A 13,957-nucleotide genomic window follows, 5' to 3' on the forward strand; every position below is an offset into this window, starting at 1 on the left:
CGCGATGCTTTCGCGCCCCCTTGGCATCTTTGCTATTGGCTGGCAAAGGCCCATCTTATGGCAATGGAAAAGACTTTCGACCCCGCTTCGATTGAGGCAAAATGGGCCCATCTATGGGAAAGCCGTGGACTCTTTCGTCCCGAGCGTCCCGACGCGCAACCTTTCACGATTGTAAACCCGCCGCCCAACGTCACGGGTGCGCTGCACATCGGTCATGCGCTAGACAATACGTTGCAAGACGTACTGGTCCGCTATGAACGCCTGCGCGGCAAAGATGCTTTGTGGGTGGTCGGCACCGATCATGCGGGCATTGCCACGCAAATGGTCGTGGAACGCCAAATGGACGCCAAGGGCGACAAACGCACCAATTATAGCCGCGAAGCGTTCATTGACAAGGTATGGGAATGGAAAGCGGAAAGCGGCGGCCAAATCACGGGCCAGCTGCGGCGTCTGGGTTGTTCGATGGACTGGAGCCGCGAACAATTCACCATGGACCCGCATTTCACCGATGCCGTGCTGAAAGTGTTTGTGGACCTGCATAAGGAAGGCTTGATCTATCGCGACAAGCGCCTTGTAAACTGGGACCCCAAGCTGAAAACCGCCATTTCCGATCTGGAAGTGGAAACCCGCGAAACCAAGGGCGGTTTTTGGCACTTTAAATATCCGCTGGCGGACGGCGTGACGCTGGATGATGGCCGCGATTATATCGAGGTTGCCACCACGCGCCCCGAAACCATGCTGGCCGATATGGCGGTTGCCGTTCATCCTGATGATGCCCGTTACAAGAGTGTGATCGGCAAGTTCGTCACCCTGCCCATCACGGGCCGCCGCATTGCCATCGTCGCGGATGAACATGCCGACCCTGAATTGGGCACCGGCGCGGTGAAAATCACCCCAGGTCATGACTTTAACGACTTTGACGTGGGCCGCCGTGCGGGCTTTGCAGCCGCCGACATGCTCAACATGCTGGATGGCGACGCCAATGTTTGCCAAACCCAAGACGGCCTTGTTCCAGCCGAATATATCGGCCTGCACCGCTTCCGCCGCGACGGCCTGGACGGCGCGCGCGAAGCCATTATTGCCCGCCTGAAGGCCGACGGCTTCCTGATCCCGCATGTGGACAAGGATGGCGAGGAACATGACGCGGAACCACGCACCATCCAGACGCCCTTTGGCGATCGCGGCGGTGTGGTCATCGAACCTTGGCTGACCGATCAATGGTATGTGGACGCTGCCACGCTGGCCCAGCCTGCCATCGCAGCCGTGCGCAATGGCGACATCAATATCGTGCCCAAGTCGTGGGAAAAAACCTATTATAATTGGATGGATAATATCCAGCCATGGTGCGTGTCGCGCCAATTATGGTGGGGCCATCGTATCCCAGCGTTTTATTTCCCTCCACTAAACGACGCTGGCCTCCCAGAGTATGGCGATCCTGCGAATGTCGAAACAATCGTTGCTGAAACGGCCGAAGCAGCTGTAGAAATTGCGCGACGGACTATTTATTCCACCTGCATTCCTGCATTGAACGAAAAATTCAAATCTGAAGGCAAAGACAGCAAAGTCGTATTCGAGCAAGCCGCTACGTGGAGCGATGCGGGTGCTCGCATGGCTAGCGCAGGCATCCCAACTCTCGGTCGGGATCATGCAGATTACCCGATATACTTCGTCCGCGACCCTGACGTGCTCGACACATGGTTCTCGTCGGCGTTGTGGCCGTTTGCGACGCTGGGCTGGCCGAACGACAGTGATTTGTTGAAGCGCCATTATCCCAATGACGTGCTGGTTTCCGGTTTCGACATTTTATTCTTCTGGAACGCCCGCATGGCGATGCAGGGCTTGCACTTCATGAAAGAAGTGCCGTGGAAGACCATGTATTTGCACGGTTTGGTCCGCGCGCCCGATGGCGCAAAAATGTCCAAGTCCAAGGGCAATGTCATCGACCCCTTGGGGTTGATTGACAAATATGGCGCGGATGCGTTGCGCTTCTTCATGGCCGCGATGGAAAGCCAAGGCCGCGACATCAAGATGGATGATGCGCGTCTGGCGGGCTATCGCAACTTTGCCACCAAGCTGTGGAACGCGACCCGTTTCTGCGAAGCCAATGGCATCACCGCATCGACCAGCTTTGAAGCGCCAGAGGCGACCCGTCCGGTCAACCGTTGGATTTTGGGCGAAGTGGCCGACACCGTCGCCGCCATCGACAAAGCCTTTGCCGCTTTCCGTTTCGACGAAGCGGCCAATGCGATTTACAGCTTTGCATGGAACAGCTTCTGCGATTGGTATTTGGAACTGATCAAGGGCGCGATTGATGAAGAGACCAAGGCCGTTGCTGGCTGGGTGCTCGATCAAATCCTCGTCATGCTGCACCCGTTCATGCCTTTCATCACCGAAGAATTGTGGACGGTTACGGGCGACCGCGCAGATTATCCGCTGATCACCGCCCGCTGGCCCGAAGTGACCATCGCACGCGACCAACAAGCCAGCGACGATATCAACTGGCTGATCAAGCTGGTCGGCGAACTGCGCGCCGCCAAAGCCGAACTCGGCCTACCGCCCGGTGCACGCCTCGCCGCTCACTTCCCCGAAAGCCTGCGTGGCCGCACGGAAACATTGGCGGCGCAGTGCGACCGCTTGGCGCGTCTGGACAGCATCCGCTTCGACCCCGCCCCCGCTGGCGCGTCGGCGCAATTGGTGGTGGAAGGCGAAACAATCACCGTGCCGCTCGAGGGCGTGATCGACCTTGGCGCCGAACGCGACCGCCTAACCAAGGCGCTGGCCGCCGCGACTAAGGAACGTGACAGTCTGGCCGGACGTCTGGGCAATCCCAGCTTTGTGGAACGAGCAAAGCCTGAAGCCGTTGAAAAGGCACGGGCCGATCATGACGCCAAAGCCGCCGAAGCCGACAGGCTGACCGCAGCCTTGGCCCGATTGGGCTAAGGAGCATCCCTGCCCCGCCCCATCGCGCCAAGGCGATATGGGGTAGCGGCGGTGATGTTTCGCTTCGTCAAATTCAACGGCGGGCCGCGTTTGGCCCGCCGTTTCGTCTCCATCCACTAGGGGGTTATTGGGCATGAACAGGGACGGGATGGACCAGCATCTGACAAACGATAGTCCGATGAACGGCGCGCCGCCTCCGGCAGTGGTCGCGCAAGACCCGCCCGCTTCCCCCATGCCGCCGCGCCAAACCGCGCGCGGAGGCAAGGCGATGGACCTGACCCAAGGTCCGATTGCCAAAACCCTGCTGCTGTTCGCGCTGCCAACCTTGGCCAGCAATGTGCTGCAAACCCTGTCCGGTTCGATCAACAGCATTTGGGTCGGCTATTATCTGGGCGAAAGCGCACTGGCAGCTACCGCCAATGCCAATATCGTCATGTTTTTGATGGTCGCGCTCTTCTTTGGTTTTGGCATCGCCTCCACCGTGTTGATCGGCCAATCGATGGGCCGCAAAGATCATAACGCCGCCTTGCGCGCGACGGGCACGGTGACGGGCCTTGCCCTGATTTTTTCCGTCATTATCGCCGGGGTGGGTTGGTTTGAATCCGACAGCATCTTGCGCCTGCTGGCCACCCCGCCCGAGGCCATGGAATATGCCCATGACTATTTGCGCATCACCTTCATGGCTATTCCGGCCAGCATGGTGCTGGTCACGCTGACCATGGCGTCACGCGGCGCGGGCGATGCCGTCACGCCGCTGCGCTTCATGATATTGTCGGTGGTGTTGGACATCATCCTGAACCCCTTACTGATTCAAGGCATGGGCCCATTCCCGAAAATGGGCATAGCGGGCAGCGCAATGGCCACCGCCGTCGCCAGCCTGATCAGCCTGATCGGCTTTCTGATCTGGGCCTATACGCGCGGCCATGTGCTGCGCTTGCCCAAATCCAAGCTCCATTATCTGATCCCATCCGGCCCCGCGCTTCGCTTCATCGTCATTCGCGGCATACCTATGGGCGCGCAAATGCTGGTCATATCGGGGGCCGGTTTGGTCATGGTTGGGCTGGTGAACCGTGAAGGGCTGGACATGTCGGCGGCTTATGCGGTCGTGCTGCAATTGTGGAATTATGTTCAAATGCCCGCACTGGCCATTGGCGCGGCGGTCAGCGCGATGGCGGCCCAAAATATCGGGGCCGGACGGTGGGACCGCGTTGGCAAAGTCACGATCAGCGGGGCCGCCACCAATGTGGTGATGACCGGCGTGCTCATCACGCTGATGCTGATCTTTGATCGCACCCTCTTGTCGATGTTCCTGACCGCCGACGGCGAGGCGATGAATTTGGCCCGCCATATCATGTTGTTGGCGACATGGACCTTCTTGCCCTTTGGCATCACCATGGTCGTGCTCAGCACACTGCGCTCCAACGGCGCGGTCATTGCGCCCTTGGTCATTTTGGCCGTCACCATGTTCCCGATCCGGCTGGGGCTCTATTATGGCCTCTATCCGCTGATGGGGTCGGACGCCATTTGGTGGAGCTTCCCACTCTCGTCCATTTTCTCGCTAACAATGGCGATTTTGGCCTATCGACATGGCGGTTGGCGGCGCAAAGGCGCCATTATCAACAGCTTGGAAAAATAGGGCCATGCGCGGCAGCGGGCGCATATTTGGTCGCCTTCGCATCCCTGTTGGCGGGCGGGCGCATCTGACCTATTCTGCTGCGGTCACACTTATGTCGATCCGCACTGGTCATTCGTCGATGATCTTTCGCTGTCCGGCAAAATTGCGCCAAGGCTGTTTGGAATGAATGCGCTAATCAACAGGTCCACACCATCCATCGCCCAGCCATTGGATTCCGATGTCTTGGCCGCTATGCTGGCGTCCCCGTCGCACTGGCGGGCCGAAGATGCGCGCGTGGATACGCGGGTGGCCATTGGGTCGATCATTGCCATGTGGGCGATTTATTTTCTGATCACCACTGGCCTAACCACGCTGATCGCCACCGAAGGCGCATGGCCGCGCTTGCTGCCCCGCATTTTGGTGGTCGTGGCGGGCATGTTCTGCACCTATATTTTGTTATGGATGATCCAGCGTGTGCAACCCCGCCGCTTCGGGGCGCGCTTGACCCTCAGCTTGGGGGCCGCCGTACCGATGGTGATCATTTACTCGATCATCAACATGGTGACGCTCTATTACTGGTTTCCGACGCAGGACGTGCTGTCCCTGATCAGCCAACTTCATGAAAAATATGGCGATAATTGGCAGTTAATCACCATCGCGGACAGTTCGATCCGTTGGTATTTCTTTTTTGCGGCTTGGGCTTCGCTATATGTGGCCTTGGGCTATGCCAATGAAATGCGTGCCCTAGAACGGCGCGCCAATGACTATCGGCTAGAAGCGAAGAACGCGCAAATTCGGGCGCTCCATTATCAAATCAACCCGCATTTTCTGTTTAACACGTTGAACAGCCTGTCCACCTTGGTCATGCGCGGATCATCGACCGAGGCAGAGGCGATGATTATGAACCTGTCGTCCTTTCTGCGCACCAGCTTGGAAATGGACCCCGAGCAATTGGTGACGCTGGACGATGAAATCGCGTTACAAAGCCTGTATTTGGATATCGAGCATGTGCGCTTTCCCAATCGCCTTGCCGTGCATTTCGACGTTGCCGCCAATGCGCGCAAGGCGCTGGTTCCGGTGCTGATCCTGCAACCTTTGATTGAAAATGCGATCAAATATGGCGTCAGCCCCAGTCGCGGGAATATTGCGGTGCGTATTCACGCCCATATCGATGGCGATCAACTGGCCGTGATGGTGGAAAATGATGTCGACCATAGCGCAAGCACCCCCGCCAGCGGAACGGGCCTTGGCCTGCGCAATGTGCGCGAACGCTTGCTCACCCGCTTTGGCGCGGCGGCAGGCTGTGATTGGGGCACGCGTGATGATGGCGGATTTTATGTGCGTCTGTGGATGCCAAAGGGGGAATAAGGGGGCCTTATGCACAATTTACGCACTTTAATTGTCGATGATGAACCACTGGCCATTGAACGATTGCAAATCTTGGCCAGCCAGCAAGAGGCGATATCGCTGGTCGGCACCGCCAGCGACGGTCCATCGGCCCTGCGCATGGCAGAGGCTTTGTCCCCCGACGTCATCTTATGCGACATCGCCATGCCCGGCCTTGATGGGCTGGAGGTTGCGCGGGCGTTGGAACAATTGCCCAACCCGCCCGCCGTTATCTTTGCCACCGCCTTCGACCAATATGCCGTCGCCGCCTTTGATGTGGCAGCCGTCGACTATCTGCTCAAACCGGTATCCGCCGACCGTTTGGGCCGCGCCTTTGCACGGGCGCGCGAATGGCACCAAAAGGAACGGCCGCAAACGCGCAAATCGGACTATATCACGGAATTTTGGGTGCAAAATCGCGGCGAAATGCTGCGGATTGACAGCGCCCAAGTCGATCTCATCGAAGCAGAGCGTGACTATATGCGCCTGCATGTCGGCGGGCGCAGTTGGCTGATCCACCAAACCATCAAATCGCTGGAAGCCAAGCTGGACCCAGCCGAATTTCTGCGCATCCATCGTTCCAAAATCGTCCGCCGTGCGGGCATCACCAGCCTGCGTCATCATGGCGATGGCGCGTGGAGCGTCGACTTGAACGAAGGCGGCCAACATCGCATTGGCCGCACCTATTTGCATGATGTGAAAGCGATCATGCAGCAAAACTAAGGGACGGGTGGAGCGCGGCCCGACGGGTACCGCGTCCATCGCCCCGTTAATCCTGAAACTTTATGGCTATTGCGCCCCAGATTGGCGCGCACGATAAGCCGCCAATCCTGCTTCGCCGCTGGTGCGGGCCACTTTCTGACAAGAACGCGCCCGCATTTGGCGGCGTAAATCCCGCTCAAAACGATCGGGGCAGCTTTTCTCAACCGCATGATTCATGCGATTTTGCACGATGCGCTGTCCTGCGGCGCTATCCAAATTCACGTCGCCAACAACCACCTGTTGCGATGATATACTGCTGCGATCATCGGCGTGCGCCGCTGGCACGAATATGGACGCAGAACAGAAAAATATTAAACTATATTTACCGATATACATTAAAACCCCCCACCCATTGACGTAATTTTTGCAAATATAGTTATCAATATCATCTTATTCTATGAATATCTTGGGCCACACACCCAATAAAAACGGGGTGACCGCCCCATTACGCGGTCACCCCTCACACCTCGCTCACTCTCAACGCTGGGACAATGTTTGCGCAGAAAGCGAGGCGAGGTATTGACGCTGGGCAAGGCGCGCCAATTCTTCATTTGCGCCGCTGGTCGCCTGCATCCGGCATTCCCGCGCCTTGGCCTGAAGGCGCAAATCGCGTTCATACACCGACGGACATACGCTGTTGACGGCACGGCGCACCCGCGCCTTCAAAATCTGTTGCCCCTCGTCGCTATTCAGGTCGATGCCATGGGCCGTCACGATTACACTGCGCACTTCACCCGCTGGTGCTTGCGCATGCGCCGCCGAAGCAAAAAACAACATCGCGGCAGGAAGCGCGGTCATGGTCAAAATTTTGCGTGTCATATCATCATCCTCAAACCAAATGTTACATGATGAGGAAAACTGCCACCCCTTGCGTCTGGTCGCCTTACCTCGTCCCCAATCAATAAGTGACATAGGCAGACAACACAGCTTGGTTTCGACCAATGCGGCTGATGATGGGGACGGCACGGACCAAAGGGCGCTATTCATCGACGAACGGCCAAATGCCCCCGAACGCCTGTAAAGGGGACCCACCCAACGCTCCAAAAGCGCCAATCAACACCCCCTGCTCCCCCGCTCCACGCAAATCGGGCCGATACTGCCTTCACAGTATCGGCCCGATTTTGGACATATCATGGGGCGTTTCACAGCGCCGGCATGGCGCCCGACCGAACAGTTTGTTCGTTACTCCGCTGTGCTGCTGTCGATAGGCTGGGCGCAGCGTTCTTTCTGGCCGGCCTCACAGGCGCGGACATCGGCTTCCCATTGCAAGCGCTTCTGCGCAGCCTCTGCCGCAACACGTTCCTTTTCGGCCTCATAAGCCTGTGTGCGGGCTTGATATTCGGCTTGGCTGCTGGCCTCACTTTGCTCGGCGGCCGCCACCCGCGCCTGATAGGCCGCATTTTCTTGGGCGCTCTTTTCTTGCTGCTGCTTGTTCAGCAATGCTGTTCCGCTCATTTCCTCGGCCGTGCTACGATTGGGCTTGGCGTCCTTGGCGCTGGCCGCCTCGGCTTTGGTCGCACTGACTGGCGCAGCGGCACTCGCCGCCGCCAGAGGCGCACCGAGCGCCAACATGGCCGCTACGGCCACGGTCATATTTTTCTGAAACATCCAAAATCCTTTCCGCCCCAACTGGTCACTTCCCATATCATTCGTTCCCGATAACGTCTTGCCGTCATAGTCGTTCCCATCATCCACATAGGCGCGGTGGTTGACGCTGGCGGATTTATCCTCATCTATCACGCGGCGCGACAGCCCCTTGCGTTTATAGAACAAATATGGAACACACCTCCCCATGAGTCTGACCAAAATTTCGGTGCGCGGTGCGCGCGAGCATAACCTCAAGGGTGTCAACGTCGACCTGCCACGCGACAGTTTGATCGTGATTACCGGCCTCTCAGGCAGCGGCAAATCCAGCCTCGCCTTCGACACCATTTATGCCGAGGGTCAGCGCCGCTATGTCGAAAGCCTGTCGGCCTATGCCCGCCAATTTTTGGAAATGATGCAAAAGCCAGACGTTGAACATATCGACGGCCTGTCCCCCGCCATCAGCATCGAACAGAAAACGACCAGCCGCAATCCGCGCTCGACCGTCGCCACCGTCACCGAAATTTACGATTATATGCGCCTGTTGTGGGCACGCATTGGCGTGCCTTACTCCCCCGCCACGGGCGAGCCTATTTCCGCCCAAAGCGTCAGCCAAATGGTCGACCGCGTAATGGATTTACCCGAAGGCACGCGCGCCTATTTGTTGGCGCCCGTGGTGCGTGGCCGCAAGGGCGAATATCGCAAAGAATTGGCGCAGTGGCAAAAAGAAGGCTTTACCCGCGTCCGCATTGACGGCGAATTTTATGAGATTGAGGACGCCCCCGCCCTCGACAAAAAATATAAGCATGACATTGAAGTGGTGGTGGACCGCATCGCCGTACGCGATGGCATCCAAAGCCGCTTGGCTGACAGCTTTGAAACCGCGCTCAAATTGGCCGAAGGTTTGGCCTATATCGACCTTGCCGATGGCGTCATTCCGGGCCGCGAGGGTGAGGCGGTGTCGCCAACCGATAAAAAGATGAAGGGCGCGGGCATCCCCGCCAACCGCATCGTCTTTTCCGAAAAATTCGCCTGCCCCGTATCCGGTTTCACCATCAGCGAAATTGAACCTCGGCTGTTCAGTTTTAACGCCCCCCAAGGCGCGTGTCCGGCCTGCGATGGACTGGGCGAACGACAGGAATTCGACCCCGATTTGGTGGTCCCCAACCATGCCCTGACCCTGAAAAAGGGTGCAATTGCGCCGTGGGCAAAGAGCAACCCGCCCTCCCCTTATTATATGCAAGTCCTCGAAAGCCTTGCAAAAGCTTATGATTTCAAGCTGGATACCCCGTGGCAAGACCTGCCACCGGAAATCCACTCCATCATCCTTTATGGCACCGGCGGAATGCCCGTCGAACTGACGTTCAAGGACGGCAAGAAAAGCTATTCGACCACCAAAGCGTTCGAAGGCGTCATCGGCAACCTCAACCGCCGCCTGATCCAAACCGAAAGCGCATGGATGCGCGAGGAATTGGCCAATTACCAAAACCCCCGCCCCTGCGAAACCTGCCACGGCGCGCGGTTGCGCCCCGAACCCTTGGCGGTCAAAATCGCCGGTGAACATATCAGTGAGGCCGCCCAACGCAGCGTGGCCGATGCATATGCATGGTTCGGCGGGTTGGAAGCGCAATTGGGCGACCAACAACGGCAAATCGCCCGCGCTATCCTCAAGGAAATTAACGAACGTTTGGGCTTCCTCAACAATGTCGGCCTCGATTATCTGAACCTCAACCGCACCAGCGGCACTTTGTCAGGCGGCGAAAGCCAGCGCATCCGCCTTGCTAGCCAGATCGGCAGTGGCCTGTCCGGCGTGCTCTATGTGCTGGACGAACCCAGCATCGGCCTGCACCAACGCGATAATGACCGCTTGCTCGCCACGCTGAAACGCTTGCGCGACCTCGGCAATACGGTGATCGTCGTGGAACATGACGAAGACGCCATTCGCGCCGCCGATTATGTCGTTGATATGGGCCCCGGCGCGGGCGTGCATGGCGGCACCATTGTCGCCGAAGGCACGCTGGACGAAGTGTTGGCCAATGATGCCAGCTTGACCGCCGCCTATCTGAACGGCACCCGCAAAATCGAGGTCCCGAAAAAGCGCCGCAAAGGCAATGGCAAGAAACTGGTCCTCAAGGGCGCGCGCGCCAATAATTTGAAAAATGTCACGGCGGAAATCCCGCTCGGCACCTTCACCTGCGTCACCGGCCTGTCGGGCAGCGGCAAATCATCGCTGGTCATCGACACCCTTTATGCCAGCGCGGCGCGTACCCTGAACGGCGCGCGCATGATCTCCGGCCCGCATGACGCACTCAAGGGCTTGGAACATTGCGACAAAGTCATCGACATTGACCAAAGCCCGATTGGCCGCACCCCGCGTTCCAACCCCGCCACCTATACGGGTGCTTTCACCACCATCCGCGACTGGTTCGCTGGCCTGCCCGAAGCACAAGCGCGCGGTTATAAAGCGGGTCGTTTCAGCTTTAACGTCAAGGGTGGCCGCTGCGAAAGCTGCACCGGCGACGGGCTGATCAAGATCGAAATGCACTTTTTGCCCGACGTTTACGTCACCTGCGAAACCTGCGGCGGCAAACGCTACAACCGCGAAACGCTGGAGGTGAAATATAAGGGTTACAGCATCGCCGACGTGCTGGACATGACTGTCGAAGACGCGGCGGAATTTTTCAAAGCCGTGCCCAGTCTGCGCGACAAAATGGAAATGCTGTGCCGCGTCGGCCTTGGCTATGTTAAGGTCGGCCAACAAAGCACCACCTTGTCTGGCGGCGAAGCGCAGCGCGTGAAACTGGCCAAAGAATTATCGCGCCGTTCCACCGGCAAAACCCTCTACATCCTCGACGAACCGACCACCGGCCTGCATTTCGAGGATGTGCGCAAATTGCTAGAAGTCCTCCAAGCCCTTGTCGATCAAGGCAATAGCGTGGTGGTGATCGAACATAATCTAGACGTCATCAAAACCGCCGACTGGATCATCGACATGGGCCCCGAAGGCGGGGTCAAAGGCGGCGAAGTCGTCGCCGCCGGAACACCCGAACAAGTTGTGAAGGAAAAGCGCAGCTTCACAGGACATTATTTGGCGGGGATGTTGACGCCATGAAAGCAAGTAAACATAAAAAACGATCATTTAGGCCCGGCTAGTACACGGAACCAATCTTTTACTGCAAGCTTAAGCCTGTCTACTTCATCATCAGCGAGTACACCACAGTGGGCAATCGGCCCTCGAAGGTTGTTCAGCGCACTCATCACTCTGCCAAGCGCTTTCTTATTAGAGAGCATCCCGCCGAAAATGTCCCAGTTATGCCTTATAATGTCTCCAAGCTGGCCAAAAGTCGCATAGTCTAAATTGTTATCCGAACGGCTAGTTACACCGAACTCTTCCTCATTTTGCCTATTTCTACGACATTCGGCCTGTATCGGCTCAGGCACATGTTTGTCCCACCACTTCGAGCCATACTGCTCACTTAGAGTATCGCAGATTAATTTCCTTATGTCATTTTCGAGCATATAAAAAAGCTTATATAATTCGGCCATACTGGCAGCATTGTCCCTCACCTCCCTTGGAAACTGGGACACGAGGGGCTGTAACTGCGCTTCACTTAGATTACTCGCATTCATCACCCTGTCGCCATTCAATATTTTTTCGATATCCGGCATTACCGTTGAAGACTTTAGAATGAACAATTCTATCTTATCCAAGGAACTCATTGGAGAATATTCGCTTTTAGAGATTTGAATATCGCATTCAGTACAGCAACATCTGACGTTTCAGGAAGAACTATATTTATATTATACGAAAGCCCGACATTACCAACAGATGCCTTTTCAGATGGCGGACCTTCAAATGCCGACGAAGAACTCTCCACCGCAACCTCTGAAACAGCTCCATTCTCGATGACATCATGCCTAAAGTTAGTAGGCAAATACGAACAAAGGGTCAAAAATGTTGATTTTATGGCTGAAACCGTACGATCCGATTTAGAAAGACCTGTAATCTCTACTATTATATCCGTAATTTTATCATCAGATAAGCTATATGCAAATTCACTTCTCTTAAAAATTTCTGAAAATCCATTTTTAAGACCTTCATAAACAGCAAGCCCTCGCTTTCGATCAGTTCTGAATTTAGAATAAAGTTCAGTTGGAGCATTGTTACTATCTACGAATCCTATTTTCTTGAACAACGGAATTGTCGCCCTAGCAGCACCACCACTGGAACCCATCACAGTGGACACAAAATCGTAATTAAACTTTTCAGGCTTTGATACTTCAATTACCTTTTCAAGCATATTTTTCAACGTTCCCTGATAGGTAGAATAAGGAAGGCCTCCGGGTATTGACTTCTTCTCTCTCGAAGATTGCACACCATTAACATCTGCATTTTCAGAATTTACACTCATAAGCCTCCCCCATTTGTCGAAATTAAATTCAACATTTATTTAATTCCATTTCAAGCAATGAAATGTCCCCCATGACACTTCCATGACACCCCCTGTAACAAAGCTGTCACACAAATCGCCCATTGGACAATCAGCGAGTCGCCATAGGGTTGGTGGCTGGCGTGTTTTCGCAGTCCAGCTTGACGGGATTTGTCATGGTCCAGAAATTTGCTCTCATCGCCCTCGCCGCCACTTCGGCTTTGGCGCTTTCCGCCTGTCAGGATCAGGCTTCATCCGCCGGCGCGTCGCGGGATTTCATCAGCGCGGTTGGCTCGTCCACCGTCTATCCTTTCGCCACCACCGCTGGCGAACGCTTCGCCGAAGCGACGGGCAACAAGACGCCCAAGATTGACAGCACCGGCACTGGCGGCGGCTTTGAACGCTTTTGCCAAGGTGTTGGCGGCGACACGCCCGACATCATCAACGCCTCGCGCCGCATGAAGGCCAAGGAATTTGCCACCTGCCAAGCCAATGGCGTGACCGATGTGGTGGAAGTGCAAATCGGCATCGACGGCATCGCCCTTGGCGAAGCACAGCGCGGCCCCGGTTTCAAACTGAGCGAAGAAGATATTTACAAGGCATTGGCCGCCAATCCTTATGGCAAGCCCAACACCGCCAAAACATGGCAGGATGTGAACCCCGCTTTGCCCGCCGTGAACATCTCGGTCTTTGGCCCGCCATCGACCAGCGGCACCTATGACGCGTTCAAGGAACTGATCCTGATCAAGGGCTGCGACGCCAATGCCGACATGAAGAAATTGAAAGACAGCGACAAAGACCAGCATGACGCCGTGTGCGGCGGGCTGCGCGGCGCGCCTTATTATGTCGAACAGGGTGAGAATGACAATCTGATCATCTCGAAACTGGACAAAAACCCCACCAGCCTCGGCATTTTCGGCTTCAGCTATTTGGACGCCAACAAAGACAAGATTAAGGGCGTGCCCATCCAAGACATCGCCCCCAGCTATGCGTCGATTGCCGACAAAAGCTATCCCGGTTCGCGTCCGCTGTTCATCTATGTCAAAAAGGCCCATGTCGGCGTGATCCCCGGCATCGCGGAATATGTCGCGGAATTGCTGAAAGGCAGCGCCGACGGCGGATATCTGATCGCCAAGGGCCTTATCGCCTCGCAGCCCGCCGACGCGGCCAAGGCATCCGCCAATGCTACGGCGATGACCCCGCTGACCGCCGCTGAATTGAAATAATCCCCCCGATCGGG

General features: G+C 56.3%; 11 protein-coding genes. 6 read left to right on the top strand and 5 right to left on the bottom strand.

Annotated elements, in window-relative coordinates:
* Positions 1-57: 57 nt before the first annotated feature.
* The 4 genes from LKO31_RS07605 (at position 58) to LKO31_RS07620 (ending at position 6,664) form a co-directional block, all read left to right on the top strand.
* Positions 58-2,940 carry a valine--tRNA ligase gene (locus tag LKO31_RS07605; RefSeq protein ID WP_227689693.1) on the top strand — a complete coding sequence of 961 codons (2,883 nt, stop codon included), beginning with the start codon at positions 58-60 and terminating at the stop codon, positions 2,938-2,940.
* A 133-nt stretch (positions 2,941-3,073) separates the two neighbouring features.
* The gene (locus tag LKO31_RS07610; RefSeq protein WP_227689694.1) at positions 3,074-4,576 is read left to right on the top strand and encodes an MATE family efflux transporter; all 1,503 of its coding nucleotides are present in this window, start codon (positions 3,074-3,076) and stop codon (positions 4,574-4,576) included.
* Between the two features lie 162 nt (positions 4,577-4,738).
* On the top strand, positions 4,739-5,923 hold the full coding sequence (locus LKO31_RS07615) for a sensor histidine kinase (RefSeq protein ID WP_227689695.1): 1,185 nt from the start codon (positions 4,739-4,741) through the stop codon (positions 5,921-5,923).
* 9 nt (positions 5,924-5,932) lie between these two features.
* A complete protein-coding gene (locus tag LKO31_RS07620; RefSeq protein WP_227689696.1) occupies positions 5,933-6,664 on the top strand; it encodes a LytR/AlgR family response regulator transcription factor in 732 nt (243 codons plus the stop codon).
* Positions 6,665-6,730: 66 nt separating this feature from the next.
* On the opposite strand, the gene LKO31_RS07625 is transcribed toward LKO31_RS07620, so the two are convergent.
* From LKO31_RS07625 to LKO31_RS07635, 3 genes are all read right to left on the bottom strand, one after another.
* Complete coding sequence (locus LKO31_RS07625; protein WP_227689697.1) at positions 6,731-7,039, bottom strand: UrcA family protein; 309 nt, start codon at positions 7,037-7,039, stop codon at positions 6,731-6,733.
* Positions 7,040-7,180: 141 nt separating this feature from the next.
* Positions 7,181-7,522, bottom strand: a complete 342-nt coding sequence (locus LKO31_RS07630) for a UrcA family protein (protein WP_227689698.1) — start codon at positions 7,520-7,522, stop codon at positions 7,181-7,183.
* Positions 7,523-7,885: 363 nt separating this feature from the next.
* Positions 7,886-8,476: a hypothetical protein gene (locus LKO31_RS07635; RefSeq protein WP_227689699.1), complete on the bottom strand. Its 591-nt coding sequence runs from the start codon at positions 8,474-8,476 to the stop codon at positions 7,886-7,888.
* 19 nt (positions 8,477-8,495) lie between these two features.
* Here LKO31_RS07635 and uvrA point away from each other — a divergent pair, with 19 nt between their 5' ends.
* Complete coding sequence (uvrA, locus tag LKO31_RS07640) at positions 8,496-11,399, top strand: excinuclease ABC subunit UvrA (RefSeq protein WP_227689700.1); 2,904 nt, start codon at positions 8,496-8,498, stop codon at positions 11,397-11,399.
* 23 nt (positions 11,400-11,422) lie between these two features.
* Here uvrA and LKO31_RS07645 read toward each other — a convergent pair whose 3' ends face one another.
* Positions 11,423-12,007, bottom strand: coding sequence for a Swt1 family HEPN domain-containing protein (locus LKO31_RS07645; RefSeq protein WP_227689701.1), 585 nt, complete (start codon positions 12,005-12,007; stop codon positions 11,423-11,425).
* Entirely contained in the window at positions 12,004-12,699 is a 696-nt protein-coding gene (locus tag LKO31_RS07650) for a DUF5343 domain-containing protein (protein ID WP_227689702.1), read from the bottom strand. Before LKO31_RS07650 ends, LKO31_RS07645 begins: the two co-directional genes overlap by 4 nt.
* A gap of 194 nt (positions 12,700-12,893) precedes the next feature.
* On the opposite strand from LKO31_RS07650, the gene LKO31_RS07655 reads away from it, so the two are divergent.
* Positions 12,894-13,943 carry a substrate-binding domain-containing protein gene (locus LKO31_RS07655; RefSeq protein ID WP_227689703.1) on the top strand — a complete coding sequence of 350 codons (1,050 nt, stop codon included), beginning with the start codon at positions 12,894-12,896 and terminating at the stop codon, positions 13,941-13,943.
* The last annotated feature ends 14 nt before the right edge of the window (positions 13,944-13,957 follow it).

It is taken from the genome of Sphingopyxis yananensis (assembly GCF_020687785.1).
Taxonomy (GTDB): Bacteria; Pseudomonadota; Alphaproteobacteria; order Sphingomonadales; family Sphingomonadaceae; genus Sphingopyxis; species Sphingopyxis yananensis.